We start from the raw sequence: 24,969 nt of genomic DNA on the forward strand, positions 1-24,969 counted from the left end.
ATACACCGCGCCCCGCGCGGGCATGGCTCGGCGGGGTGCACCCGAGAACCATCCCGGGGATCAAGGGGGCGTACCCCCGCGGGGCCTCGAGGTTCCCCGACCGTCCCCGGAGGACCCCGGGTCCCGCTGAGGATGGGAGGGTGCTATTGGTTCTGCCATGACGACGCTTCCGGACGCCCAGCCTCGACTCGCCCGCCTCGCCTGGTGGACCCTCGGTGTGAACCTGCTGGTGATCATCTGGGGGGCGTTTGTGCGGGCCAGCGGCTCGGGTGCCGGCTGCGGCAACCACTGGCCGCTTTGCAATGGCCAGGTGATCCCGCAGTCGCCGACGCTTCACACCATCGTCGAGTTGACCCATCGCGTCACCAGCGGGGTGGCGCTGCTCTTCGTGGTGGCACTGTTGGTGGGCACGCGTCGCCTGTTGGCGCCCGGCCATCGTGCCCGCGGTGCCGCCGTGGCGGCGATGGTGCTGATGCTGATGGAAGCCGCGATCGGCGCCGGGCTGGTGAAGTTCGAACTCGTGGCGGACAACGCCTCGATGGCGCGCGCGTGGTCCCTCGCGGCGCACCTGGTCAACACGCAGCTCTTGCTGGCCGCGATCGCCCTGACCGGGTGGTGGAGTGCCGGTCACCCCATGGTACGCCTGCAGGGCCGCGCGTGGTGGCCGGTGGTCGGGCTGCTGGGGTTGATCGTGGTCGGCACGACCGGGGCGATCGTCTCGCTCGGCGACACCCTCTTCCCCGCGAGCTCGCTCCAGGCCGGGCTCGCCCAGGATCAGGACCCCGCCGCGCATCCGCTGATCAGGCTGCGGATGTGGCACCCGATCCTTGCCGTCACGGTGGGCACCGGCCTCCTGCTGCTCTCACTGGCCGCCCCCAAGTGGCGGCCTGACCCGATGACGACGCGCGCCAGTCGGACGCTGACCGGACTGGTGGTGACGCAGTGGGGATTGGGGGTGGCGACGTTGGTGCTGCTGGTGCCGGTGCCGCTGCAGCTGCTGCACCTGCTCACCGCCGACTTGCTCTGGCTCGCCGTGCTGTGGGTCGGTGCGGCGCTTGCCGCCGATCAGGCGGCGACGAGTCCCGCGAGGAGTTGAGCCACGCCGGCATCGAAGACGGTGCCGGCGCCGGACTCGAGGTAGTGCATCGCGCGCGCCGCGCCCCACGCCTCTCGGAAGGGGCGGGGGGCGCGGACGGCCGTGTAGGCGGCCGCCGCGCCCACCAGGGCGGAGGCCCAGTGCTGGTGATGGCCGAAGTGCCGAGTGGGATAGCCGGTGCCATCGGGGCGCAGGTGGTGCTCGAACGCGACGAGCGCCGACAGCTCAAGCCCTCTCCCACCGGCCTGCAACAGGAGCTCGGCGCCGAGCACGGGATGCCGCTCCACCATCCGACGCTCGTCGGGTGAGAGCGAAGTCTTTGCACCGTACTCCGCCGGCAAACGCATCATCCCCACGTCATGCCAGAGTGCCGCCACCCCGAGTCGAACCCGGTCGGGCCCCTCGAGCCCCGCACGCTGGCCTGCGGCCATGGTCAGCAGCGCCGTGTTGACGGCGTGAGCCGCGGGTTCGCCACCGTCGGCCACGGTGGCCTGCGGCAGGAGATACTGCTCGACCAACCCGGCCAGGATCCGCGCAATCGCCTCCGCCTCCGCGCGCGCCACGCGGCCGGCACGTGCCTCAGTGAGGACGAAGCGCATCGCCTCGAGCTCTTCGCGGAGGTCCACGGAGACCAGCGGCTCGCCCTCTTCCGGTGCCTCGGGTGTGAGCACCGCTTCCTCCGACGCCATCGCCTCGACGGCGACCGGGCCGAAGGAGATGCCGGGGAGATGCACCTCGCCGAGAATGGCGGCGTCGCTGCCCGCGAGACGCGCCTGCAACTGCTCCAGCAGCGCCGCGAACGACTCCGACGTGGCGAGGCCATCGAACTGGAGCCGCTGCACGGAGATGTCGGAGAAGCGCGGCCCCCACGGCCAGTCGCCGAGTTCGTGCAGCGCCCGCCCGGCATAGATCGGCGGCCCGCCAAGAAAGAGGAAGATCGGATCGGGATCGGCGGCGAGGAGCGCACGCAACGCGTCCAGCGCCAGTTCCTGCGCACGGCGTCCCGCCGGATGGCCGGGCGAGTAGAGCGCCATCGTCGCGAGCGCATGCGCGAGCGCGTGCAGGAAGCGGACGGCGTGGCTCACGCGCTGCCCCCAACCGCCGCGCGCACCTGCGGGTCGGAGGAGCGACCGGCCAGCTGGAGCACGGCGATCACCGGTCGGTGATTGGCCCAGCGCTTCGCCAGCACCTCAAGCGCCTCGAGCATCACCGGCGTCGCAGGCAGGAGGCGCAGCCGGCGGAGGAGTCCGCCCCGCGTGCGCACCAGCGTGAGCAACTGCGGCACGACCAGCGGACTCGGCGAGTCGGCGAGCAGGCGCACGGCCTGCAACCGCAGTTCCGGATTCGGGTGCCCGATCACGGCCAGCACCGGGGCGACGAGCGACGGCGGGCACTGCCCGCCGAGCGACGTGAGCGCGATGCGGGTCTGCGCCTCGTCGCCCCCTTCGAGGACGTCGCTGATCGCGCGCTCGCGGGTGGCCGGGTGCCGGAGCAGCACCTTGAGGGCCTCCTGTCGCACCCGGATTTCCTGATGGTGGAGCGCATGCAGGACCGGTTGCGGATCCTCCACCGGCGGGAGCTGCGCCAGCACGACCAGGATGTTGCGCGCGAGGTACCACGGCGCGCCATCGAGTCGCCGCACCAATTCCGGCGCGATCCCGGGACCGACATGCGTGAGGAGGTCGAGCATCTTGCGGCGCGCGGTGCGGCTGTCGGCGCGTTCGATCCCCTCGAGCAGCGCCGGGACCGCGGCCTCCTTGCTGCGCTGCACCACGCGTTCGATCAACGGAAAATCGGGGGTCGCGGCCGTGAGGAGACGGGTCAGCAGCCCGGGGTCCAACACGGCCGCAAGAATGGCATCGGCCGTGGCCTGATCGACGCCGGGCGCATCGGCGAGTTGCAGCACCTCGACGAATTGGCCGCGGTCGCGCATCAGGCGCGCGGCCACCAGCACGGAGCGCCCGGCGGTGGCGAGCTCCAGACCGAGTGACACAGTGCGCACCGGTTCCAGGAGGAGGCGCGGGTCATCGGCGATCCCCGGCTCGGGATCGTCCGTCCCTTCCCACTGGTCCACGATGCCCAGCACCTGCGCGGTGAAGGAGGCCGTCGCCGTGATGCTGCCGTCGGGACCCAGGGCGAGCTTGCCGAGCAGCCATCGCAAATGCGCCGAGATCGGCTCGCCGTCGGACTCGGCCACCGATTCGAGCAACTGGAGCAGCAGCGTCGGGGGGACCACGCGCAGGGTGTCGGCGAGGAATCGGCGGCGCGCGCTTGGCGAGGGCGCGGCCTGCATCAGGTGCAGTTGCGTCGGGCGAGCCAGCGCACCGAGCACCTCGGTGAAGCGCTTGCGGGCGCCAACCGGGCCGCGGTCGCCACGCATCGCGATGGCCGACGAAAAGGACGCCAGCGCCTCGAAGACGCGCCGCGCCTCTTCAGGGCTCCGTTCGACCCGCTCGGTGATCGCCTCGGCGACCTGCGCGGTGGTCGGGGTGCCCTCGACATCGGTGAGTCGGCGCCCGAAGGCGGCCTCCACCAGCTCGCCCCAGAACGCCTCGTCGAGTTCATGATCGAACGGGGTGTCGGTGAAGCCGACGACATCATAGAGGAGCGGGTCGATCCGGATGCACTCGGATCGCCAGCCGTCGCGCCCGACATGTTCGGCGGCATCGTGGTCGGCCAGGGCGGCCAGCATCGCCGTCACTTCCGTGGCGGTCACGCCCTCGGCGACGCGAATGGTGCCGACATTCTTGCGATGCAGCCGCGCGGCAAACTCGCGCAGGATGGGCGGGAGCGGATCGACGGCGACGCCATCGAGGAGGAAGCCCTTCGGCGTGACACCGAGGGTCAGCGCGCCGCGTTCAAGGACCAGCGGGGTGAGTCGATCGACCAGCTGCGCGGCGGAATCGGTGACGAAGCGGTGGTTGGCCGGGTACATCGTGGCCTTGCCCACGGCGTTGATGAGGTCGCGCAGCACGAGTGCCACGGCCTTGGGGAGGGCAGCACCCTTCCCGGGGCTGCTCACGCGGTGCCATCCGTGAGCAGCCGCCCCATCCTCAGGTCGGGGCCACCATGTTGTCCACCATCGCCTGGCCGAAGGCCGAGGTCGAGAGCTTGGTGGCGCCCTCCATCAACCGCTCGAAATCGTAGGTGACGCGCTTCTGGCCGATCGTCGTGGCGAGCGAGTTCAACACCAGCTCCGCCGCCTCGTGCCAGCCGAGGTGGCGCAGCATCATCTCGCCCGAGAGGATGACGGAGCCCGGGTTCACCATGTCCTTGCCGGCGTACTTCGGCGCGGTGCCATGGGTCGCCTCGAAGATCGCGTGGCCAGTGACGTAGTTGATGTTCGCCCCGGGCGCGATGCCGATGCCGCCGACCTGCGCGGCCAGCGCGTCGGAGATGTAGTCACCATTCAAGTTCAGCGTGGCGAGCACGCCGTAGTCGCGCGGCCGCGTCAGCACCTGCTGCAGCATCGCGTCGGCGATCACGTCCTTGATGATGATCCCGTTCGGCAGCACCTGCCACGGCCCGCCCTCGTGATCGACGGCACCGAACTCCTCGCGCGCGAGCTGGTAGCCCCAGTCGCGGAAGCCGCCCTCGGTGTACTTCATGATGTTGCCCTTGTGGACCAGCGTCACACTGGGCCGCCCTTCCTTGATCGCGTACTGGATCGCCGCGCGGATCAGCCGCTTCGAGCCCTCTTCCGACACCGGCTTGATGCCGATCGCCGACGAGTCGGGGAAGCGGATGTTCTTGACGCCCATCTCCTGCTGCAGGAAGGCGATCAACTTCTTCACACCGGCCGAGTGCGCCTCGTATTCGATGCCGGCATAGATGTCTTCGGTGTTCTCGCGGAAGATCACCATGTCGACGGCGCCCGGATCCTTTACCGGCGATGGGACACCCGTGAACCAGCGGACCGGGCGGACGCAGGCATAGAGATCGAGCTGCTGCCGAAGCGCCACGTTGAGCGAGCGGATCCCGCCACCGACCGGCGTGGTCAGCGGCCCCTTGATCGCGACCAGGTAGTGATTGATCGCCGTGATCGTGTCCTCGGGCAGCCAGGAGTCGTAGCGGTCCTTGGCCTTCTCGCCGGCGAACACCTCGAACCAGGCCAGCCGTCGCTTCCCGCCATAGGCGATCCGCACCGCGCCATCGAGGACATGCTGCGAGGCGCGCCAGATGTCGGGGCCGGTGCCATCGCCCTCGATGAAGGGGATGATCGGGGCGTCGGGAACCTGCAGGACACCATCGACAAGGGTGATCTGTTCGCCGTCGGTAGGCGGCGCGAGGGTCGTGAAGACCGGGGCGTGGGATGGAGTGGGCATCCGGCAAATATAGCGTCCCAGTATGTTCCGGGATGGCCGACGACCCGACCCCCTCGCCCACGCTCGCGCCCGGCCACCCGCTCCTGCGCGCCGACCGGCGGGTCATGACGACCCGCGCGGCCCTCCGCGCCCTCGGCCGGATCGCCCCCGGGGCCACGGCGCGGATCGCCGAGGCCCTCTTCGTGAAGACCTCGCGGCCGGCCCCCCGCCCCGACGAGGCGGCCTGGCTCGGCACCGCCGCACGGTTCACGGTCCGTGCCGCCGGTCAGACGATCGCCGGCTATGCCTGGGGCAGCCACGGGCCGATCGTGGTGGTCGCCCATGGCTGGTGGAGCCACGCGGGGCGCTTTGCCCCCTTGGCCAAAGGGCTGCTCGACGCGGGCATGCGCGTGGTCGCGTACGACGCCCCCGGGCACGGCCGCTCGACGGGGTGGCGGGCCACGATGCCGGAGTTTGCCGCGACGATCCGCGCCGTCGGCGACCACCACGGCCCCCTGCACGCGGTCGTCGGGCACTCGCTCGGCGGCTCCGCCTCGATCTTCGCGCTGGCCCGCGGCCTCAATGCCTCGCGCGCCGTCCTGATCGCCGCCCCCGCCGACATCACCTCGTGGCTCGTCCGCTTCCGCGACACCTTCGAGTTGCCAGAGGGGATCTACACCCGGATGCAGCGGAACATGCAGCACCGCCTGCGCCTGACCTGGGATGACCTCGATCTCCCGGTGCTGGCGCGGCAACTGACGCAGCCGGCGCTGATTGTCCACGACATGCAGGACTCCGACGTGCCCTACGCCGAGGGGAAGCAGCTCGCCGAGGCGTGGCGCGGCAGCATCCTGCACACCACGGAGAAGCTCGGCCACCGCGCGATTCTGCGGGACCGAGCGGTGATCGACACCGTCGTCGACTTCCTGCGGGTTGGGGGGACGCCGTAGGGGCGACGCATGCGTCGCCCTATCGGGATCGGTGCGATGCCGGCAAGGGCGACGCATGCGTCGCCCTTACACATACCGGCATCAGCCCGCGGGGGTCAGATCGGCTTGGAGACCGCGATCCACGCCGCCGCCATGCCGAGCAGCGGGAGCAGCACCAGCATCCAGCGCGCGACCTTCGGGGCGCGATACATCACCGTGCCCATCGCGCCCATGATGACCCAGATGGCGAGCTTGAGGTAGATCCAGCCGGGGAGGCCGCCACCCTGCACCAGCTTCAGGCGCGCCAACATGCCGAAGCCGCCGAGCAGGATCACGAAGAGCGCCGCGCCATGCACGGAGGCGAGCAGCTTCCGGGCGGTGTTCGACGCCTTGGTGCCGCCGTTGGCGACGTGGAGGGCGATGCCGCCCAATCCCATGAACATTGCAAACATGCCGCCCAGATGCAGCAGGCGGTAAATGGCGTAGCGTTCCAAGCGATCACTCCATCAAGTGGTCAGGGGGGGAAAGCCACTCAGGACCCGAGCAGGTCCTCAAGCACCTTGTCGACAACCTCGACAACACGGCCCGAGACGATGCGCGCGAGGACGTCGACGGTCTCGAGCGGCAGCGAGTCAGGATGCTTCCGGTCACGCTGGAAGCGAACGATCTGGCCGAGCAGCACCGCCGCCATGGGACGGCCGTCCGCGTTCGCGCCATGCAGCGCCGCCAACACGTCTTCGTCTTCGTCGTCGTCCTCGTCGTCGTCGGCGAGATCGTCGTCATCGAGGTCGTCCTCGTCGAGATCTTCGTCGTCGAGCTCGTCCTCTTCTTCCTCTTCCGCGCGGGCGAGCGCCTCCTCGTACGACGGCACCGACGAGAGCCACGGCTCCTCCGGTTCCTCTTCCGAGACGGGCATCTCGCGCTCCGGCATCGGCACGAGCGCGTAGAGCTCGCAACGCAGCCCAGGCTCCTCCTCGCGCGCCGCGAGCACGAGCTGGCGCGGCTCGTCGAACAACTTCTGCTCGGCGAAGAACTCGACCGCCTCGGGCGGCACGGCGCAGCGCGCCACCAGCGTGCCGTCGAGGAAGGTGCCCAGGCACGTCATCCCCTCGGGCACCCGATCATCTTCGACCTCGCGCACCACGAGCGGCACCGGTTGGTCGGTGGCGGCAAGGACGGTGGCCGGGCGCCCATCCGGGGCACCTGCAGCTTCGGGCTTCTCATGGTCGTCGTGCATCGTCGCCTCCGGGCAAACCAGTCCCTGCAATCTAGCCCCACCCTCGAAGGGCCGTCGGCGATATCTTACCCCCTGCCCCCATGACCGATCCGCTGCTCTCCCTCGCCCCAGACCTTGACCGCGACGCCGTGGTCCGCTGGCAGGAGCGCCTCGCCGCCCACCTGTTGGGCGGAGGCCTCCTCCTCGCGGTGCTGGCGGCGTTGCCGACGGCGCCGACGGACCTCGATCGCCACCAGTTGCCGAAAGAGACGGTGGTCCATCTGGCGACCTGGCTGGCGGTGGCCCTGCTGCGGCCAGGGATGGGATCGCTCTCCCGTGCCGCCCGCCTCGGCCTCGCCCTGCTCCTCGGCGCGACGCTGGCCTCGGCCGCATTCGCCGACAATCCCTGGCTGGCCTTCCGCGCCGGCTCGCTGACGCTCACCGGGGCCGCCGCGCTGCTCGCCGCCCATCAGCTGGCGACCCGCGGGCTGGGTGGCGTGCTGTTGGCCTGGCTTGGGGGCGCGGCCTTCATCGGCACCCTCACCGGCCTGGCCCAGGCGTATGGGCTGCAGCTGCCGAACTTCGCGACCACCCGGTTGCCTGGTGGCAGCTTCGGCAATCGCAACTTCCTGGCGCACCTCGCTGCAATCGCCCTGCCGATCATCGCCTTGCTGGCCGTGACCGCGCGTCGCTCGATTGGCGCCCTCGCCGCGGCCGCCGCCGGTGGGGCGCTCGTCGGTGCGATCGTGCTCACGCGGTCGCGCGCCGCGTGGCTCGCGGCGGCGGCAGGGATCGGCGTGGTCGTCGTCTCGCTGCTGCTCGCGCGCCGCAGAGGGGCACTCCCGGTGGCGACGGCACGCGTGGCGATGCTGGGCTTCGCGCTGGTCATCGGCCCGCTGCTGGCGCTGACGCTGCCCAACGACCTGAACTGGCGTTCCGATTCCCCCTATGCGGAGACATTGAGCGGGATTGCGAACACGCAGGAAGGGTCGGGGCGCGGCCGGGTCATTCAATACCGGAACACGCTCGAGCTGGCGGCGGCACACCCGATCGTCGGTGTTGGCCCGGGCAACTGGCCGCTTCGCTACAACGAGGTGGCGCCGCCGAACGATCCGACCTGGGTGTGGGGCGACGTCATCCCCATCAACCCCTGGCCGAGTAGCGATTGGATGGCGCTGATTTCGGAGCGCGGCATCATCGCGCTCGCGGGATCGTTGCTGCTCGGCCTCGCGCTGGCGTGGCGGGCCTTCGGGCGGCTGCAACGCGCGGGCGATGACGCGCTGCGTGGTGCGGCGGCGCTTGGTGTGCTGACGGCGACGGCGGTGGTGGGGGCGTTCGACGCCGTGCTGTTGTTGCCGGTCCCACTGCTCTTCGTCGCCCTGGCGATCGGGGCGTTGGCCTCGACCACGCCATTCCCGATGGAATCGGTGGCGCCATCGCGCTGGCGCGCCGCCTTGCCGCTCGTGTTGATGGTGGTGGCGTTGCGCAGCGTCGAACAGACGGCGGCCTACGTGGTGGCTGGGTCGGGGCGCGCGACGGGCCGCATGGTGTGGGCGGCACGCCTCGATCCGACGTCCTATCCGTTGCGCATCGCACTCGCCACGCGGTTGCCCTGCGCGAGGGCCCGCAGCCACGCGCGCGCCGCCATGGCCCTTGCACCCAACTGGCCCGCGAGCCGCAACGCCGCCGCGCGCTGCGGGGTGCGCTGAACCGAGTCTCGCCATGGAGGTTCCGATGTCGGGTCGCAGTTGCCTCACCTCCGTCTTGCTCGCCCTGCCCCTGACCATCGGACTCCCCGCTCACGCTTTCGGCCAGGCGCCGGAGGTCACCGCCGCGCGCCTCGCGGCGCTCGCCGCCGAATCGACCGAATGGCGCGGTTTCGGCGGCTTGACCTGGCTCGACCCTGCACCGTATCAGATGCACTCGACCCCAACCGGCATGGCGCGCAACGAGACACCGTTCCCCGCCCGCACGTCGACCGAAGTCGAGGCAATGGCGAAGGCGGCCGGCGCACGGATCGCGGGGCAGGAACAGATGATTCGTTGCGTGTCGGAAAGCACGTCGTGCACGCTTCCGCCTACGGGGACGCTGCTCCTCGAGATCGGCGATCCGATCGTCGAGGGCGCGCGGGCGACGGTGCTGCTCCGATCGCGGGTCGTGGGGAGCTTTCCCAATGGAGCCGAGATGCATCTCGCGGTGCGCGCAGGCTCGATCGTTCGATACACGCTCGACCAACAGGGCGGGCGCTGGCATGTCGTGAAGCGCGACGTCCTCGTGATCGGCTAGCAGCCCCGGCCGTGCGGGGGAAACCGCTAGCGCGCCGTCTGCCCCCACTCCGACCAACTGCCATCGTAGATCGCGACCGGCGGCCCCACCGGTCCGAGTCCCGCCGCGCGCACCACCTCCACCGCCAGCGCCAGCGTACACGCCGTCACGCCGCTGCCACACGACGCCACGATCGGCCGCGTGATGTCGAGGCCACTCTCCGCGATCATCGTCGCGAGCTGCGCCGGCGTGTGGAAACGGCCGGTCTCGGGATCGGTCAGCGTCGTGAAGGGGATGTTGGCGCTGCCGGGGATGTGCCCGCGGGCCAGCCCGGCGCGCGGCTCGTCGACTTCGCCGCGAAAGCGCTCACCGCTCCGGCAATCGACCAGCTGCGCCGACTCGGTGCCCGCCACGATCCGCTCGATGCCGGCGAGGTCGCGAATCAGCGCCGGGTTTGGCGCGGGGATATGGTAGCCGGTCGGGTAACGACGCACGACGCCGATCTGCACCGGTCGCGTCTCGCGCGCCCACGCGCCGAAGCCGCCGTCGAGCACCGCCACACGCTCGTGCCCGAAGTAGCGGAAGAGCCACCAGGCGCGCGCCGCCGAGAGGTTCACGCCGCTGCCATCGTAGCACACAATCCGATCGTCGCGACGAATGCCGAGGCGCTCGCAGAGGCCGGCAAAGCGCTCGGCGGTCGGCACCATGTGCGGCAGCGGACTCTGGGCATCGCTCGCGGCATCGAGGTCGAAGCGCACCGCCCCCTTGATGTGCGCGCGGCGGTACTCCTCGTCCGGGTCACGGCCGGCGGCGGGGAGGTACCACGAGGTGTCGAGCACCACGAGATCCGGTTCGTCGAGGTGAATCGAGAGCCACATCGCGGTGACCAACGGACCCGGCAACGACGCCTTGGTAGATTCCACGCCCACTCCTTCGCCGATAGGCCTGCCATGTACGCCCTGGTGATCCTGCGCTATACCGCCCCGCTCGAGGAGATCATCGCCTCGACGGACGACCATCGAAGTTACCTCCGGAGCCTCCGGGAGCGCGGCTGGCTGCTCGCCTCGGGCCCCTTCGAGCCCCGGACGGGTGGCGCCCTGCTCTTCCGGCTCCCCGACGACGGCCCCTCGCTGGAGTCGATCCGCGACGCCGATCCGTTCCATCAGCGCGGCCTCGCCGAGTACGACCTGCGGCACTGGAAGCCGGTGATCGGAACGGAAGGGCTCGATCAATTGTAGAAGGGCCATGACTTCGCGCCTGCGCCGTGCCCTGCTGCTGCTCGTCTTCGTTGCCTCCCCCGCGTTGCTCGCTGCGCAGGTGGGGACGCTCACCGGCCGGGTCATCGACCGACTCACCCGCGAGGGAATCAGCGACGCCCGGCTCGAAGTCGAGGGAACGGCGCTGCAGGCCCGGAGCGGTGCCGCGGGACGCTTCACGCTGACCGGCATCACGCCGGGGACGGTCACGCTGCGGGTGATCGCCATCGGCTTCACCCCGATGACACTGCGCGACATCGCCGTCGGCAGCGGCCGCCCCGTCCCGTTGTTGATCGAGCTCGAGGCGCGTCCACTCGACCTCGGCACCCTGACCACCGCCGTTGCCCCCCGCGACAACCTCGGCCAGGGTGGCGGCGCGGCGACACTTGGCCGCGACGAGACGCGCCGCGCGCCCGGAGTGCAGGAGGACATCGTGCGCGCCGTGGCCCTCCTCCCCGGCGTCGGCGTCACCTCGCCCGGGCGCAACGATCTGGTCGTGCGCGGTGGCTCCGCGGCGGAAAATCTCTTTCTCCTCGATGGCCTCGAAGTCCCCAACATCAACCACTTCGGCTCACAGGGCGCCACCGGTGGACCGGTCTCGCTGCTGCCGATCGACCTGGTGCGCGGCGCCGCCTTCACCAGCGCACCACCATCGGTTGCCTACGGCGATCGGACCAGTTCGGCCACGGCGATCACCCTGCGCGAGGGCAACGAGGAACGCTGGGCCGGACAGATGAACTTGTCGGCCACCGGCATCGGTGCGATCGCCGAGGGGCCGATCGGCAATGGTTCGGTGCTGTTCGGGGTGCGGCGGTCGTATCTGGACCTGTTGTTCCGCGCGCTCGACTTCTCCTTTCTGCCGACCTACTACGACGCCACGCTCAAGGCGACACAACGGCTCGGCACGCGCGACCAACTCACGCTCCTGGCCCTCGGGGCACGCGACGACATCGACTTCCTCACCGACAGCGCGGATCAGCGACTCGACAACGCGCGGATCCTCGGCAGCGCCCAACGCAGTGCCGTCGCGGGGCTCACCTGGCAACGCACACTGACGAACGGTGCGCTCACCGTCACGCTCGGGCACACCCGCACGACATTCGACAGTCGGCAGGTGGACACGACCGGTACCACGATCTTCGCGGCGCAGTCACGCGAGGCGGAATCCTCGCTGCGCACCGATCTCTTGCTGGCCCCCCGGAGCGACCTGGAGCTGCGCTTCGGCGCCGTCGGTCGGATCGCGCCGGCGCTGCACTACGACGTGACGCTCCCCGGAGCGCTGCGTCGTGATGGCAACGGTGTGCCGCAGCCGCTCCGCGTGGACTCGACCTTCAGTGCGCGGCGCGTCGCCGCCTATGCCGAGGCCACCTGGCGCCCGCGCGAGCAGTGGCGGGTGACCGGCGGGCTGCGTGCGGATCGCTACGCCTGGATCGGCAACGCGGTGTACCTCTCGCCCCGCCTGAGTGTCGCACGCGACGTCAGCTCGGCCACTACCGTCACGGCAACCTTCGGCCGCACCATCCAGCCACCACCGTTCATCTGGCAGGTCGGCGATCCGACCAACGGTGTCCTCCGTCCGTGGCGTGCCGATCAGGCAACGCTCGGCGTGCGGACACGCCGGGGGAGCACGACGCTGCAGGTCGAGGGGTATCTCAAGCGCTACCGCGACTACCCGATCCGCCTCTTCCGTCGGCAGGAGGTGCTGACGCCGTCGGGGTTCGAGGATGCGTTGGATGACATCCCGTTTGGCCTCGAACCCCTCCGGAGCAGCGGACGGGGGCGCGCCTGGGGCCTCGAACTCCTGGCGCAGCGGCGGCTGGACAATCTCCCGGTCTACGGCCTGGCCTCGCTGACACTGGCGCGGGCGCGCTTCACGGCGCTCGACGGGATCGAGCGACCAGGGGCCTTCGACGTCCCGGTGATCGTCACGGCGCTGGCGGGGTGGCGGCCCACGGAACGGCTCGAGGTGAGTGGCAAGGTGCGGGTTAGCAGTGGCGCCCGGACGACGCCGTTCGTGACGACCGGTGAGCTCGCGGGGACGCCGAACTTCAAGGCGTATCTGGCCGGTCCCCGCCTCCCGACCTTCTACGCCATCGACCTTCGGGTGGATCGACGCTGGAGCTTCCGGGCCACGCAGCTGACCCTCTACCTCGACATCCAGAACGTCACCGGCCGCGAAAACCCCGCCCGGTACCAGTGGAACCTGCGGGAACGGACGGTCGAGACCGACACCTCGGTCGGCCGCCTCCCGAGCATCGGTCTCACCTTCGATTTCTGACCGGCACGGGCGATGTGGCGCCGGCGCCGCACCGCAGAGCGCCCACCCCTCCGCCTCCCCGGCGCGCGGACGGCAGCCACCGCTCAACCCGGCCCCGCCACCGTGCGGCCGCGCAACTCGTTGCGGGGCCGTGACCTCCGCGTCATCAATCCGAGTCGGCGTGTGCCGATACTGCTCCCTGAAGCGTCTGGCACGAAGTATGAGAGAGTAAACGCTGCGCTTGGTGATTCCGCCCCGGAGTCCCCGTTCCAGGCTCAACCCGTGTCACCCCGACGCGTGGCGGAACGACGCGCAGCCACAGGAGGTGCCGAATGTTCGGCGACAGCATGTGGGATGAAGAGGAGCGGCTGCGCCGCGCCGAGGAAGGCCGCGAAGAGATGGACGCCGCGGAATCCGAGGCCGGCACGGAACTCGACGACGTGACGGCGATGGGCGTGCTCGACGAGCGCCTCCGTCGCCGGATGGCGATCGCCGAACTGCTTCGCGAGGTCGGCGGCTGCTGACCTCGGTCCCGGTCAGGGCCGCTGGCGCGACGCGCCCGCGAGCTCCTCGCCGGGATTGACGTACCGATCGAGGGCCTGCCGGAACTGCCGCTCGTAGAGGGCGTGGTACCGGCCCCCCAGATCGACCAGGGCATCGTGCGAGCCGCGCTCGACGATCTCTCCCCCTTCCAGCACCAGGATCTGATCGGCCGACGTGATGGTCGACAACCGGTGCGCGATCACGAAGGTGGTCCGCCCGGCCCGCAGGCGCGTCAACCCTTCCTGAATCAGCCCCTCGCTCTCCGAGTCCAGCGACGACGTCGCTTCGTCGAGAATGAGGATGGCCGGATTCGCGAGGATCGCGCGGGCGATTGCGACGCGCTGCCGTTGCCCACCGCTCAGCTTGACGCCGCGCTCACCGACGATCGTCTCGTACCCCAGGTCGAAGCGGAGCGCGAACTCGTCGCAGTGCGCGATGCGCGCGGCCTCGCGCACCTCCTCGGCGGTCGCATCCGGCTTGGCGAAGCGGATGTTGTCTAGGATGGTGCCATCGAAGAGGAAGTTGTCCTGGAGCACGATGCCGAGGGTGCGGCGATACTCGCGGAGGCGGAAGGTCGCGAGGTCACGACCGTCGATCAGGATGCGGCCGCTGTCGGGGCGATTGAACGCCATCACCAGCGACACCAGGGTGCTCTTCCCCGAACCACTGGTGCCGACGAGCGCGGTCGTCGTCCCGGCGGGCGCGTCGAAGGTGATCCCCTTGAGGACCGGCGTCCCTTCGTCATAGCTGAACGTCACGTTCTCGAAGGCGACGTGCCCGGTCACCTGGCCGAGCGGCGCCAGGTCGGCATCGCCTTCGTCTTCCGTCGCGACCGCACGCAATTCACGGATGCGATCGAGGCCGGCGAAGGCCTCGGTGACCTGCGTGCCGATCGAGGCGATCTGGATCAGCGGCGCGGCGAGCAAGCCGGTGAGGAAGACGTATTGGAAGAGGTCGCCGCTCGACATCCGACCCGCGAGGATGTCCCGCCCGCCGACGACGATCAGTAGGGTACCGATGATGCCGACGATCACGGTCGAGAGGGCGGTGGTGGCGGAGACGCCCGTCATGGTGGCGGCGACATTCCGGAAGAGCTTGTTGGCGCCCTTCGCGAAGGCGTGCTGCTCGCGGCGTTCGGCGGTGTACGCCTTCACCACGCGAATCCCTGAGATGCTCTCGACCAGTCGGCCGGTGACCTCGGCGTTGAGCTTGCCGCGCTCGCGGAAGATCGGCCGCAGTCGGGTGAAGGCGTACGCCATGCCGCCGCCGAAGACGACGAGCAGGACGGCGGTCACCGAGGTGAGCCGCCAGTTGAGGATCATCAACCAGGTGAAGGCGACCGCGGCCGTCACGGCCCCGCCGACGAGTTGCACCAGGCCGGTGCCGACCAGGTTGCGGATCCCTTCGGCGTCGCTCATCACGCGCGAGACGAGCTGCCCGGTCTGGGTCGCGTCGAAGGTGCGGATCGGAAGGCGGACGAGGTGCGACTGCACGGCGCGGCGCATCTCGGTGATGGCGCGCTGCGCCGCGACGCCGAGGATCTGCGAGACGCCGAAGGAGGAGGCGGCCTGCACCACGGTGGCGGCGCCAACGGCGGCGGCCAGCGGCCAGAGCAGCGAGCCGTTGCCGCTGGGGATCACGACGTCGATCAGTTCCTTCGACGACCACGGCAGGACGAAGCCGGCGGCGCGGTTGATCAGCATGAGCACGAAGCCGACGGCCAGGCGTCGGCGGTGGAACCAGAGCAGCTCGCGCGCTTCACGCCACACCACTTCGCTGGAGACCTTCTTCTTCTTGGGCCGCTCGCCGACGTTCGCCGACGTGCCGCGGCCCTTCCCGCCCCGTTCACCCGTGCCCAACCCGCTCGTGCCGCCCCGGAATGCCAGAAAGCCCCCTCGGTTGCCACCCTGTGTCGGCCGGAGAGACCCGGCCGACCAGAATGGTAACCGGAAAGCGGGGGGTCAGGTTCCCCGGGCGAGGGTGGCGAGGGCCGTTTCGATCTCCTTCGCCGCTGCGGCCCGGGGATAGTTGTCGCCGCGCTGGTTGGTCGCGCGCATCCGTTCGATCCCGAGCACCCGGCCATCGGCCGCCACCCTGACAATCGCCTCGGCCACGCCGTACTTCCCGGCGTCGCCCTGTTCGACCGTGAAGACCAGCACCCACGGCTGGCCGGCACGCCACTGCTGCGTGGCCGTCCAGGTCACTTCCTTCCCCGGCACGGCGACCAGCGCGACCGGTTGTGACACTCGACGGCCGTTGACGATTCCCTCGGCGCGCGCCTTCGCCGTCAACGCGTAGTCGTCGTGGTGGTGTTCGCTGTGGATCAGGAAGACCGCCCCCGGTGTCGGCGCGGACTTCCCGTCGACGGCCGTCACGGTGATCGAGGGGGGGCCGAACGCGAGCGCGGCCGTGGCAAGGAAGATGAAGCGAGCGGCGGTGAGCATGGGGACAACTCCGGATCAGGGGTTCTTGGTGACCTTCCCCCCTTCGATGCCACTCCGGGCCACGACGTTGATCCCTCCCTTGAAGGAGCGACCGACGATGTCGCCAAAGCGGGCATCGCCGAGCCCGAGTCCGTTGCGCACGATGCCACCCCGCGTCGCCAGATCGAGGCGCGGCAGGGCCGCCCGATCGAGCACCAGCATGATCGATCCGTCGTGGCTCTGCAGATCGAGGCGGGCGTGCGGGTTCAGGGCGCCGCGCACGGTGATGCTGCCGCCGATGGTCTCGAGCCGACCATCGCCCACCTTCGGACCATCCACCGTGATGTTACCACCGACGGTGGTCAGCGTCATGCTGCCCTCGACATCGGTGAGCGTGACCACGCCACCACCGTTGCGAACCCGCAGGGCGCCCTGCATGGCGCTGATGCGCACCGTGGCGTCGATCGTCTCGACCGTCACGCTGCCACTGGCCTGGCGCACGACGACTTCCCCGGTGACGGTCAACACCTCCAGCGACCCCGTCGTCCCGACCGCCGTCACGCGGCCTTCGGTCATCTTGATCGCCACGCGCGCCCGGCGGGGCACCCGCACGCGCAAGGTGCCACTCGGCAGCGCCGGGTCGTCGCGCTTGAGCGCTTCGACGCCGAGCTTGCCGCCACGGCCTCCCTCCCCGACGCCGCCGAAGAACGACGCCCCGCGCGCCGCGGAGCCGCTCACGTCGATGGAGTCGCGATCCCATCCTTCCAGCTCGACCTGCCCAGCCGGGAGCCAGATGCGCAGCGCCACCTCGGGCGCCGCGGCCCAGCCGCGCGTGATCGGCGTCTGCGCGCTGGACGACGCTGGGGTCGACAGCAGCGAGGCGATGAGGATCGCGAGCAGCGCGCGCCTCACGACGCCGCCTCGCGAATCATCCGCTGCAGTCGCTCACGGCGGTCCTGGATTGCCGCGAGCGCCGCACCGAGGTCGGCGTCGTCGGGCGTCGCGGTGAGGGCACTCCGCAATTCTCCTTCGGCACGGTCGAGCGCCTCGAACGCCGGCTGGGCGCGCTCGGCGGCGAGCAGGATGCTGGCGCCGCCGGGCACGTCCGAGGCGCGCTTCTGCCGGGGCGTGAGGCTGGTCCCGATGATGGCGACGAGCGAGGCCGCGATGGCGAGGCCGCCGATCCGCTTCCACCGGCGCGTGCGGCGCGTCCGCGCGACGGCCGCGAGCGTGCGCCCGCGCAGTGCGGCCGGTGGTGGCAGCTCCGCCGGCAGTTGCTCGGAGAGTGGTGGCTCGAACGAGTCGTCGATCATTGCAGCATTCCTCGCAGCAGTCGCCGCGCGCGAAAGAGGTGCGCCTTGGAGGTGCCCTCGGCAATTCCCAGCAACTGGCCGATCTCGCCGTGCTGGTACCCCTCGACATCATGCAGGACAAACACCGCACGCGCCCCCGCCGGCAACCGCGCCACGGCGCCTTCCAGATCGATCTGCAGCGCCCGATCGTGATGTGGCGCCTCGGCGTCCGGTCCGCTCACGGCGATCCCCGCGAGGTCGGCGGTGATCGCCACCCGCAGGCGACGGCGCTTCCCGGCGCGGGCCTGTTCGAACACGGTGTTCACCGCCAACCGATGCAACCAGGTGGTGAAGGCGCTCTCGCCGCGGAATGAGCCGAGTCGCTCCCAGAGCCGCACGAAGACGTCCTGCACCAGCTCCTCGGCCGACGCCGGGTCGGCGCTCAGCCGGAGGCAGAGCGCAAAGACGCGCCCGACGTGGGCGTCGTAGAGGGCCGCGAAGGCGGCATCATCGCCGCGTTGGGCGGCGTCGACCAGCGGCTCGATCAGCAACTCGCGGCGCGGAAGGGGGAGGCCATCACCGACTGAGATGCCGGCGGGGTCGCTGGAGTTTACTCTCGCGTTGCACGGTTGGAACACCGCCCTGGCGCGGATGCCACCATATTCCAGTCATTCCGGGGCGCGCACCGCCCGTCGCCCCGGTGCATGATCGGCGGTCCCAGAGTGAGGTGTCCCATGGGTGTGTTTGACGAACTGGACGAAAAGGCAAAGGAGCTGGCCGCGAAGGCGAAGGCCGCCCTGGAGAACAAGGACGAGTTCCTGGCGAAGGCCCGTGAGCGGATGGACAGCGCCATCGCCGATGCCAAGGAAGAGTTGGAAGAGTTCAAGGGCGAGGCCAAGGAGGAGCTTCAGGAGTTCCGCGCCAAGGTGGCCGACTTCCTGGATCGCGACGGGGCGCCAGCGGCCCCGGCGGCTCCGGCGGCACCCGACGCACCGCCCGCCCCCCCGGTCGATCCGCCTGCCGCGCCCGCGGCGGACGCCCCGCCGGCCGCCTAGCCCCACCCCGCCCCGAGACCAGCGCCACCGGCTGGTTTCGGGGCTGTTGTCCCCCTCCCCGTCTCGCTCCGCAACCTTCCCCCGGTGCCAGCGTACCAAGGCCGTGGTGCGACAGGGCGCTCCCGCCCTGGCCGTGCCGACGGACCCGATAACGGAACGCGACATGTCGCTTCGCTCATTCGCACGATTCGCGAGTTCCCTCGCCAGCTTGCTGTTGCTGGTGGGACTCGCCGCCCGCCCCCTGGCCGCCCAGAGCACGGTGGACTGGATCACCGGCTCGGTCGTTGATGGCACCGGCAAGCCGGTCATCGGCGCCACCATCGAGGCCTACAGCATCGAACTCGACGTCACCAAGAAGGCGACGGCGAACGACAAGGGACGCTTCTCGATTCCGTTCAACGACGGTGGCGGTCGCTACCGCGTGACGGTGCGCGCGATCGGCAAGACGCCGTTCATCACCAACGTGTCGCGCCAGGAAGACGACGACCGGATCGTGCTGAACGTCAAGCTCGGTGACCGTCCGCAGGTCCTCACCGACATTCGCACGCAGACGGTGCGCGCCCAGGGCGACCAGAACGAGCGGCCGACGCCGGGCAGCACCGAGCGGAACGTCGATGCCGGGCAGATGGCCCGCCTCCCGATCGATGCCTCCGACCTCGCCGCCCTGGCGCAGCTGGTGCCGGGCGTGATCGTGACGGCCGGCAGCGACTCGAGCGCGACGACCTTCCAGGTCGCCGGCCAGAACGGCGCGTCCAACAACATCGTCGTCGACGGCACCTCGAACGGCGGCGCGCTCCCGGCCGACGGCATCCGCGGCACCCGCGTCATCACCAACACCTTCGACGTCTCGCGCGGCCAGTTCTCCGGCGGCCAGGTCTCGGCGACGACCCGCGGCGGCAGCAACCGGCAGCAGGGCTCGATCAGCGGCAACTTCCGCGATCGCAACCTGGCGTTCGGCAGCGCGACGGACAACGTCTTCACGTCGGGCCAGACCTCGCAGCAGGTCGGCGCCGGCTTCGGTGGCGCGCTCCGGAAGGACAAGCTCTTCCTCTTCGGCTCGTTCAACGTCAATCGCGCCGTGAATCCGATGGCGTCGCTTGACCGCGCCGATGCCACGACGCTGCTTCGCCTCGGCGCCTCGCCGGACTCGGTGGCGCGCTTCATCTCGCTGGTCGGCGCGACCGGCCTGACGAGCCGCGTCGGCACCGTCGACCCGAACCGCACCCAGGACCGCTTCAGCGGCTCGCTGCGCTTCGACTGGAACGTCGCCGACCGCCAGATCCTCACGGTTCGTGGCGACCTGAACACCACGACGTCCGACCCGACCCGCGTCGGGCAGACGCAGCTGCCGCAGGTCGGTGGCAACCAGAGCAACAATGGCGGCGGCGTGCAGGTCTCGCTCGTCTCGCGCCCGACCGTGGATCTCTCGAACGAGTTCCGCGCCTACGGCTCGATCAGCAACGCCGAGTCGACGCCGTTCCTGTATGTCCCGGTCGGCCGGGTGCAGAACCAGTCGACGCTGGATGACGGCGGCATCGCCACGACCTCCTTCGGCTTCGGCGGCAATTCCGGTCTCCCGACGACCAACAAGACCAAGTCGCTCGAGCTCACCAACACGATTTCGTACTTCGCCGCTGGTGGCGCACACCGCTTCCAGCTCGGCGCGCTGCTGAACATGCAGAGCTTCACGGCGAACAACACCAACAACCAGTACGGCAGCTACAGCTACAACTCGCTGGCCGACTTCGCGGCGAACGTCCCGGCGACCTTCAGCCGCACGCTGCAGCCGGTCGTGCGCGACGGCTCGTCGCTGAACTCGGCGCTCTTCCTGAGCGACGTGTGGCGCAAGGGGCCGAACCTGCAGTTCACGATCGGCGGCCGCCTGGAGTACTCGAAGTTCGGCGGCGCCCCGGCGCGGAACACCGATGCGGAAGCGAAGTTCGGCGTCCGGACCGACCTGCTCCCGACCGAGACCTACTTCACCCCGCGCTTCGGCTTCTCGTGGACGATCCCGGCGGCCGAGCAGCAGGGCTTCGGCCAGCGCGGCTTCGCGCCGCCGGCCGTCGTGCTCCGTGGCGGCGTCGGTGTCTTCCGCGGCACGATGTCGAGCACCCTGCCGAGCACGGCGCAGGCGCAGGCCGGCTTCAGCACCACCGAGGCGCAGCTCGTCTGCGTCGGCGCCGCGGTGCCGATCCCGGACTGGAACAACTTCGCGACCAACCCGTCGACGATTCCGACGCAGTGCCTCAACAACCAGAACACCCCGGTCATTGCGGGTCGCCCGTCGGTCACCACGTATGACGAGGGCTACGGCGCCGCGAAGACCATCCGCGCCAACCTCGGCGCGACGCGCCGCCTCACCCCGATGTTCACGCTGACGCTCGACGCCTCGTACGTGAAGGGCATCGGCCAGTCGGCGTCGCGTGACCTGAACCTGAACCTCGGCACGCCGTTCCTGCTGGCGAACGAGGGCAACCGGCCGGTCTACATCAATCCGTCGCTGATCGTGCCGACGACGGGCGCGATCCCGTTCACGTCGACCCGGAAGGATGCCGGCTACGGCTCGGTCAACCAGGTCTTCAGCGGCCTCGAGAACGAGACGAAGCAGATCACCGCCTCGATGAACTGGTTCAATACCCGCGGCTCGACGCTGTCGGCCAACTACACCATGCAGTTCGCGCGCGACCAGGCGGTGGTGGCGGCGGGTTCGGCGGCGGCGGCGGCAACCTGACCCCGGGCGATCCGAACGCCTTCCTGTGGGCGCGGTCGTCGAACGAGCGGCGTCACAACATCCAGCTGAACTTCACCAAGGTCTTCTCGCCGACGTTCGAGCTGACCGCGATCGGCAGCATGGCGTCGGGCTCGCGCTACTCGCCGGTGGTCGGCAGCGACATCAACGGCGACGGGTCGCGCAATGACCTGGCGTACGTCTTCAACCCGGCCAATGCCAACGATCCGGTCCTGGCCGCGGCGATGGATGACCTGCTCAAGAACGGCTCGAAGGGCGCCAAGGCCTGTCTGGCGTCGCAGGTCGGCAAGGTCGCCGAGCGCAACAGCTGCATCGGGCCGTGGTCGCCGTCGCTCAACCTGCAGGTGAACCTGAAGCCGGGGATGTTCCAGAACCGGTTGACGATCTCGTTCGCGACGATCAACCTGCTGGGCGGGCTGGACGAGCTGTTCAACGGCGCGGACAACCTGAAGGGCTGGGGCGGCTTCGCGCGCCCGGACGGCACGCTGCTCGCCGTCACCGGCTTCGATCCGTCGACCAACCGCTACCAGTACACCGTCAACAGCCGCTTCGGCGCGACGGGTGGCGGCGCCACGGCCGTCCGCTCGCCGTTCCAGGTCGGCGTGAACATGCGCTACATCATCGGCTTCGATCAGCGCCGCGAGATGCAGCGGATGGCGTTCGGTCAGGGCAACGCCGCGGCCGGCGCGGCAAGCGGCACGACGTTCGTGCAGCAGATGCTGGCCAACCTCCCGTTCAACGCGGCGCAGGTCGCCATCGAGCGGAAGGATTCGCTGGCGCTGGCGCCGAAGCAGATCGCCGAGTTGCAGGCCTTCATCGACTCGACGAACAACGCGCTGCAGCCGCTGGTCGCCACGCTGGAAGAAGCGGCGAAGACCGCCAACGGCAACACGCAGGCGCTCTTCCCGCAGCTCGCCCCGATCTTCGAGGCCTTCCAGGGCACCCAGATCAAGGCGATCGAGCTGACCAAGAAGGTGCTGACCGACGTGCAGTGGTCGCTGATGCCGGAAAGCGCCAAGCAGCCGGTCGGGATCAACCGGCTGATGCAGCCGGGGGGAGCGGCGCCTGCGGGTGGCGCGGCGCCGGGCCGTCCCGCCGGCGGCACGCGGGGCGGCGGCGAGTAACCCTCGCCCTGCCCGACACGCTGAAGGGGCCCCCACCCGGGGGCCCCTTTAGTTTTCCGTCATGCTGAGCCCCTTCCTCCGCGCCCTCCGCCTCCGCTGCCCCAAGTGCGGCAGCGGTGGCATCCTCCGTCACTGGTTCGCCCTGGTCCCGGCCTGCCCCCGCTGCGGGCTGGCCTTCGACCGCGGCGAGTCGGGTTATCAGGTGGGGTCGTACCTGGTGGCGATGATCGCGATCGAACTGCTGTTCGTCGGGTTGCTGGCCGCGATCCTGGTGGCCACCTGGCCCGACCCGCCCTGGCAGCTGCTCCAGTGGGGCGGCCCGGCGTTGATGGCGCTGGGGCCCCTGCTGCTCTTCCCGTTCACCAAGACGCTCTACCTCGCCTTCGACCTGACCTTCCGGCGCGAATTGTAACGCTGGACGCAAAAGGGGCGACCGACTGGTCGCCCCTTGGGTCTGGCGCATCCACACAACCGGGCGACCCAGGGCTCGCCCCTACAGGTCGCCCTACGTCATTTCACGCGCTCGATGTAGGCGCGCTCGCGCGGATTGACCCGCACCCGCTCGCCCTGCTCCACGAATTCGGGGACGTTGATGGTCACGCCGTTGCTCAGCGTCGCCGGCTTGCTGCTCGACGACTTGGTCGCGGTCTTCATGGCCGGCGCCGTCTCGACGATCTCGAGTTCCATCGACGACGGCAGCTTGAACGAGATCGGCTTCCCCTCGAGCCACACCGCCTCGAAGCGCATCTCGGCCTGCATCCACGCCGCGTCATCGCCCACCATCTCGGGGTCGAGGGTGAACTGCTCGTAGGTGTCGGCATCCATGACGTGCACACCATTGCCGTCGGCGTAGAGGACCTGCATCTCCTTCGTGTCGAGCCGCGCTTCCTCGACCGTCTCGGTCGCGCTGTAGCGATGGTCCAGCGACATCCCGTTGTTGAGATTGCGCAGGCGCACCTGGACGAAGGCGCGGAGGTTGCCCGGCGTGCGGTGCGTGAAGTCCATCACGAGGTGCGGCTTCCCCTCGTAGTAGATCACGGTGCCCTTGCGGATGTCGTTCGCTTTCATGGCCACTCTCGGAAGTGATCGATTGCCGGCAGGACCCGTCCCCGCCGGCCAGCGCGAGAAGATAATCGCCCGAAACACTCCGGGGGGAGCCACGACGGCCTCCCCCTGGACGTCCGAGTGCCCCATGCCGTGGCGCTAGACCCGGTGGGGACGCTGCACGGCGGAGAGGAGTTCGCCCGCCGTGAACGGCTTCCGGAGGACCGCCTGGAGCCCGTCCGCGCCATCCGCGTCGCCGGTCATGAGGACGACGTGGAGCCCCGGATGCTCGCGCCGCACGACTTCCGCCAGTCGGTGCCCATCGAGCCGCGGCATGTGGATGTCGGTGAGCACCGTGCCGACGCACTGTCCGGCCACGTCGCGGAGCAGCTCGAGGGCCGACTCGCCGTGGTCGGCTTCGAGCACGCCGTACCCCGCGCGACGCAGGATCCGCGCGGTGACATTGCGCACCCATTCATCATCATCCACGACCAGGACGGCGGTCTGGGCGTCGTCATCGGGGGCCTGCCCGACGGCCACCGCCTGGGCCGGGAAGCAGACCGTGACGGTGGTGCCGACCCCCGGCTCGCTCGCGACGATGACCTGCCCGCCACGTTGCCCCATCATGCCGTACATCGCCGAGAGGGAGAGGCCGCTGCCGACGCCGAGCGCCTTGGTGGTGAAGAACGGTTCGAACAGCTGCGCCTGCGTCGCCTCGTCCATGCCGATGCCCGTGTCACTCACCTCGAGGACCACCCACTCGCCCGCTGGCAGGATGCCGTGGCGATGCGGCCGGGGCGCGTCGAGGGTCCAGCGTCGGATGTTGATGCTCATCTGACCGCCGAGCGGCATGGCATCGCGCGCGTTGACCACGAGCGTCAGGACCACCTGCTCGATCTGCCCATGTTCGGCAACGACGCGTTCGCGGCGCGTGCCGCTCCCTTCGGTGATGGTGATGTGCGGACCGGCGAGTCGCGGGAAGAGTGGACGCAACCGCGCGATCACCTCGTCGAGATCGACCTCGGAGGCCGGGCGCGGGACCGCGCGGCCCACCGCTTCCAGCTGGCGGACGATCATCGCGCCACGCTGCAACGATTCGCGGACGTCCTCGAGCCGTGCCTGCAGCGACGCATCGACCAACGGACTCCCGACCAGCGACTGAACCGTCGTCCCGGCATCGTGCAGCAATGGCGTGAGCTCGCACGAGAGGCCGGAGGCAAGTCGGGTGATGGCCTCCATCTTCTCCACGTGACGACGGCGGGCGCAGTCGGCCTGGTCGAGATCGCTTGGCGTAGCGGCATCAGGCAGCGTCACAGGTCCATCCGTGCTCGTGTCGATCGGTCGCGGCCAGGTGCGGCGACTCACGCCCACCACATTCGCAAGCGACGGGCCGCGAGAATCGATTCGCGGGCTGCC

At 69.9% G+C, this 24,969-nt stretch carries 24 protein-coding genes; 11 read left to right on the forward strand and 13 right to left on the reverse strand.

Going from position 1 to position 24,969, the window contains the following annotated elements:
* The first annotated feature begins 157 nt into the window (after positions 1-157).
* On the forward strand, positions 158-1,096 hold the full coding sequence (locus IPG05_04815) for a COX15/CtaA family protein (protein ID MBK6494406.1): 939 nt from the start codon (positions 158-160) through the stop codon (positions 1,094-1,096).
* On the opposite strand, the gene IPG05_04820 is transcribed toward IPG05_04815, so the two are convergent.
* The 3 genes from IPG05_04820 to icd are packed head-to-tail and all read right to left on the reverse strand — an operon-like array spanning position 1,066 to position 5,421.
* Entirely contained in the window at positions 1,066-2,181 is a 1,116-nt protein-coding gene (locus IPG05_04820) for an HD domain-containing protein (GenBank protein MBK6494407.1), read from the reverse strand. The genes IPG05_04815 and IPG05_04820 overlap by 31 nt on opposite strands.
* The gene (locus IPG05_04825; protein ID MBK6494408.1) at positions 2,178-4,118 is read right to left on the reverse strand and encodes a hypothetical protein; all 1,941 of its coding nucleotides are present in this window, start codon (positions 4,116-4,118) and stop codon (positions 2,178-2,180) included. Before IPG05_04825 ends, IPG05_04820 begins: the two co-directional genes overlap by 4 nt.
* A gap of 31 nt (positions 4,119-4,149) precedes the next feature.
* Complete coding sequence (gene icd, locus IPG05_04830) at positions 4,150-5,421, reverse strand: NADP-dependent isocitrate dehydrogenase (protein ID MBK6494409.1); 1,272 nt, start codon at positions 5,419-5,421, stop codon at positions 4,150-4,152.
* A gap of 32 nt (positions 5,422-5,453) precedes the next feature.
* Here icd and IPG05_04835 point away from each other — a divergent pair, with 32 nt between their 5' ends.
* Complete coding sequence (locus IPG05_04835) at positions 5,454-6,350, forward strand: alpha/beta fold hydrolase (protein ID MBK6494410.1); 897 nt, start codon at positions 5,454-5,456, stop codon at positions 6,348-6,350.
* Between the two features lie 95 nt (positions 6,351-6,445).
* Here IPG05_04835 and IPG05_04840 read toward each other — a convergent pair whose 3' ends face one another.
* Together IPG05_04840 and IPG05_04845 are read right to left on the reverse strand one after the other, a co-directional pair.
* The gene (locus tag IPG05_04840; GenBank protein MBK6494411.1) at positions 6,446-6,823 is read right to left on the reverse strand and encodes a hypothetical protein; all 378 of its coding nucleotides are present in this window, start codon (positions 6,821-6,823) and stop codon (positions 6,446-6,448) included.
* Between the two features lie 38 nt (positions 6,824-6,861).
* Positions 6,862-7,566, reverse strand: coding sequence for a hypothetical protein (locus tag IPG05_04845; GenBank protein ID MBK6494412.1), 705 nt, complete (start codon positions 7,564-7,566; stop codon positions 6,862-6,864).
* Positions 7,567-7,646: 80 nt separating this feature from the next.
* On the opposite strand from IPG05_04845, the gene IPG05_04850 reads away from it, so the two are divergent.
* Together IPG05_04850 and IPG05_04855 are read left to right on the forward strand one after the other, a co-directional pair.
* Positions 7,647-9,254: an O-antigen ligase family protein gene (locus IPG05_04850; GenBank protein ID MBK6494413.1), complete on the forward strand. Its 1,608-nt coding sequence runs from the start codon at positions 7,647-7,649 to the stop codon at positions 9,252-9,254.
* Between the two features lie 25 nt (positions 9,255-9,279).
* Complete coding sequence (locus IPG05_04855) at positions 9,280-9,831, forward strand: hypothetical protein (GenBank protein ID MBK6494414.1); 552 nt, start codon at positions 9,280-9,282, stop codon at positions 9,829-9,831.
* 26 nt (positions 9,832-9,857) lie between these two features.
* Here the strand turns inward: IPG05_04855 and IPG05_04860 are convergent, their stop codons facing one another.
* The gene (locus IPG05_04860; GenBank protein MBK6494415.1) at positions 9,858-10,688 is read right to left on the reverse strand and encodes a sulfurtransferase; all 831 of its coding nucleotides are present in this window, start codon (positions 10,686-10,688) and stop codon (positions 9,858-9,860) included.
* A gap of 72 nt (positions 10,689-10,760) precedes the next feature.
* Here IPG05_04860 and IPG05_04865 point away from each other — a divergent pair, with 72 nt between their 5' ends.
* The 3 genes from IPG05_04865 to IPG05_04875 all read left to right on the forward strand — a co-directional run bounded on the left by IPG05_04865 (position 10,761) and on the right by IPG05_04875 (position 13,847).
* The gene (locus tag IPG05_04865; protein ID MBK6494416.1) at positions 10,761-11,048 is read left to right on the forward strand and encodes a hypothetical protein; all 288 of its coding nucleotides are present in this window, start codon (positions 10,761-10,763) and stop codon (positions 11,046-11,048) included.
* A 7-nt stretch (positions 11,049-11,055) separates the two neighbouring features.
* Positions 11,056-13,344 (forward strand): TonB-dependent receptor, encoded by a 2,289-nt coding sequence (locus tag IPG05_04870; GenBank protein ID MBK6494417.1) that lies wholly within the window; start codon positions 11,056-11,058, stop codon positions 13,342-13,344.
* A gap of 311 nt (positions 13,345-13,655) precedes the next feature.
* The gene (locus IPG05_04875) at positions 13,656-13,847 is read left to right on the forward strand and encodes a hypothetical protein (GenBank protein ID MBK6494418.1); all 192 of its coding nucleotides are present in this window, start codon (positions 13,656-13,658) and stop codon (positions 13,845-13,847) included.
* A gap of 12 nt (positions 13,848-13,859) precedes the next feature.
* Here the strand turns inward: IPG05_04875 and IPG05_04880 are convergent, their stop codons facing one another.
* From IPG05_04880 to IPG05_04900, 5 genes are all read right to left on the reverse strand, one after another.
* A complete protein-coding gene (locus IPG05_04880) occupies positions 13,860-15,569 on the reverse strand; it encodes an ABC transporter ATP-binding protein (protein ID MBK6494419.1) in 1,710 nt (569 codons plus the stop codon).
* A gap of 258 nt (positions 15,570-15,827) precedes the next feature.
* Positions 15,828-16,310 carry a hypothetical protein gene (locus tag IPG05_04885; GenBank protein MBK6494420.1) on the reverse strand — a complete coding sequence of 161 codons (483 nt, stop codon included), beginning with the start codon at positions 16,308-16,310 and terminating at the stop codon, positions 15,828-15,830.
* Positions 16,311-16,325: 15 nt separating this feature from the next.
* Positions 16,326-17,201 (reverse strand): hypothetical protein, encoded by an 876-nt coding sequence (locus tag IPG05_04890; GenBank protein ID MBK6494421.1) that lies wholly within the window; start codon positions 17,199-17,201, stop codon positions 16,326-16,328.
* Positions 17,198-17,602, reverse strand: coding sequence for a hypothetical protein (locus tag IPG05_04895; GenBank protein MBK6494422.1), 405 nt, complete (start codon positions 17,600-17,602; stop codon positions 17,198-17,200). The genes IPG05_04890 and IPG05_04895 overlap by 4 nt, the downstream gene beginning before the upstream one ends.
* A complete protein-coding gene (locus tag IPG05_04900; GenBank protein ID MBK6494423.1) occupies positions 17,599-18,132 on the reverse strand; it encodes an RNA polymerase sigma factor in 534 nt (177 codons plus the stop codon). Before IPG05_04900 ends, IPG05_04895 begins: the two co-directional genes overlap by 4 nt.
* A gap of 189 nt (positions 18,133-18,321) precedes the next feature.
* On the opposite strand from IPG05_04900, the gene IPG05_04905 reads away from it, so the two are divergent.
* The 4 genes from IPG05_04905 to IPG05_04920 all read left to right on the forward strand — a co-directional run bounded on the left by IPG05_04905 (position 18,322) and on the right by IPG05_04920 (position 22,921).
* Positions 18,322-18,636, forward strand: a complete 315-nt coding sequence (locus tag IPG05_04905) for a hypothetical protein (protein ID MBK6494424.1) — start codon at positions 18,322-18,324, stop codon at positions 18,634-18,636.
* A gap of 163 nt (positions 18,637-18,799) precedes the next feature.
* Positions 18,800-21,367 carry a TonB-dependent receptor gene (locus IPG05_04910; protein MBK6494425.1) on the forward strand — a complete coding sequence of 856 codons (2,568 nt, stop codon included), beginning with the start codon at positions 18,800-18,802 and terminating at the stop codon, positions 21,365-21,367.
* A 119-nt stretch (positions 21,368-21,486) separates the two neighbouring features.
* Positions 21,487-22,509 carry a hypothetical protein gene (locus tag IPG05_04915; protein MBK6494426.1) on the forward strand — a complete coding sequence of 341 codons (1,023 nt, stop codon included), beginning with the start codon at positions 21,487-21,489 and terminating at the stop codon, positions 22,507-22,509.
* Positions 22,510-22,570: 61 nt separating this feature from the next.
* A complete protein-coding gene (locus IPG05_04920; protein ID MBK6494427.1) occupies positions 22,571-22,921 on the forward strand; it encodes a DUF983 domain-containing protein in 351 nt (116 codons plus the stop codon).
* A gap of 98 nt (positions 22,922-23,019) precedes the next feature.
* Here IPG05_04920 and efp read toward each other — a convergent pair whose 3' ends face one another.
* Positions 23,020-23,577, reverse strand: coding sequence for an elongation factor P (efp, locus tag IPG05_04925; protein MBK6494428.1), 558 nt, complete (start codon positions 23,575-23,577; stop codon positions 23,020-23,022).
* A gap of 135 nt (positions 23,578-23,712) precedes the next feature.
* On the reverse strand, positions 23,713-24,867 hold the full coding sequence (locus IPG05_04930) for a response regulator (protein ID MBK6494429.1): 1,155 nt from the start codon (positions 24,865-24,867) through the stop codon (positions 23,713-23,715).
* Positions 24,868-24,969: the final 102 nt, after the last annotated feature.

The sequence above is a fragment of the Gemmatimonadota bacterium genome (genome assembly GCA_016704275.1).
GTDB lineage: Bacteria > Gemmatimonadota > Gemmatimonadetes > Gemmatimonadales > GWC2-71-9 > Palsa-1233.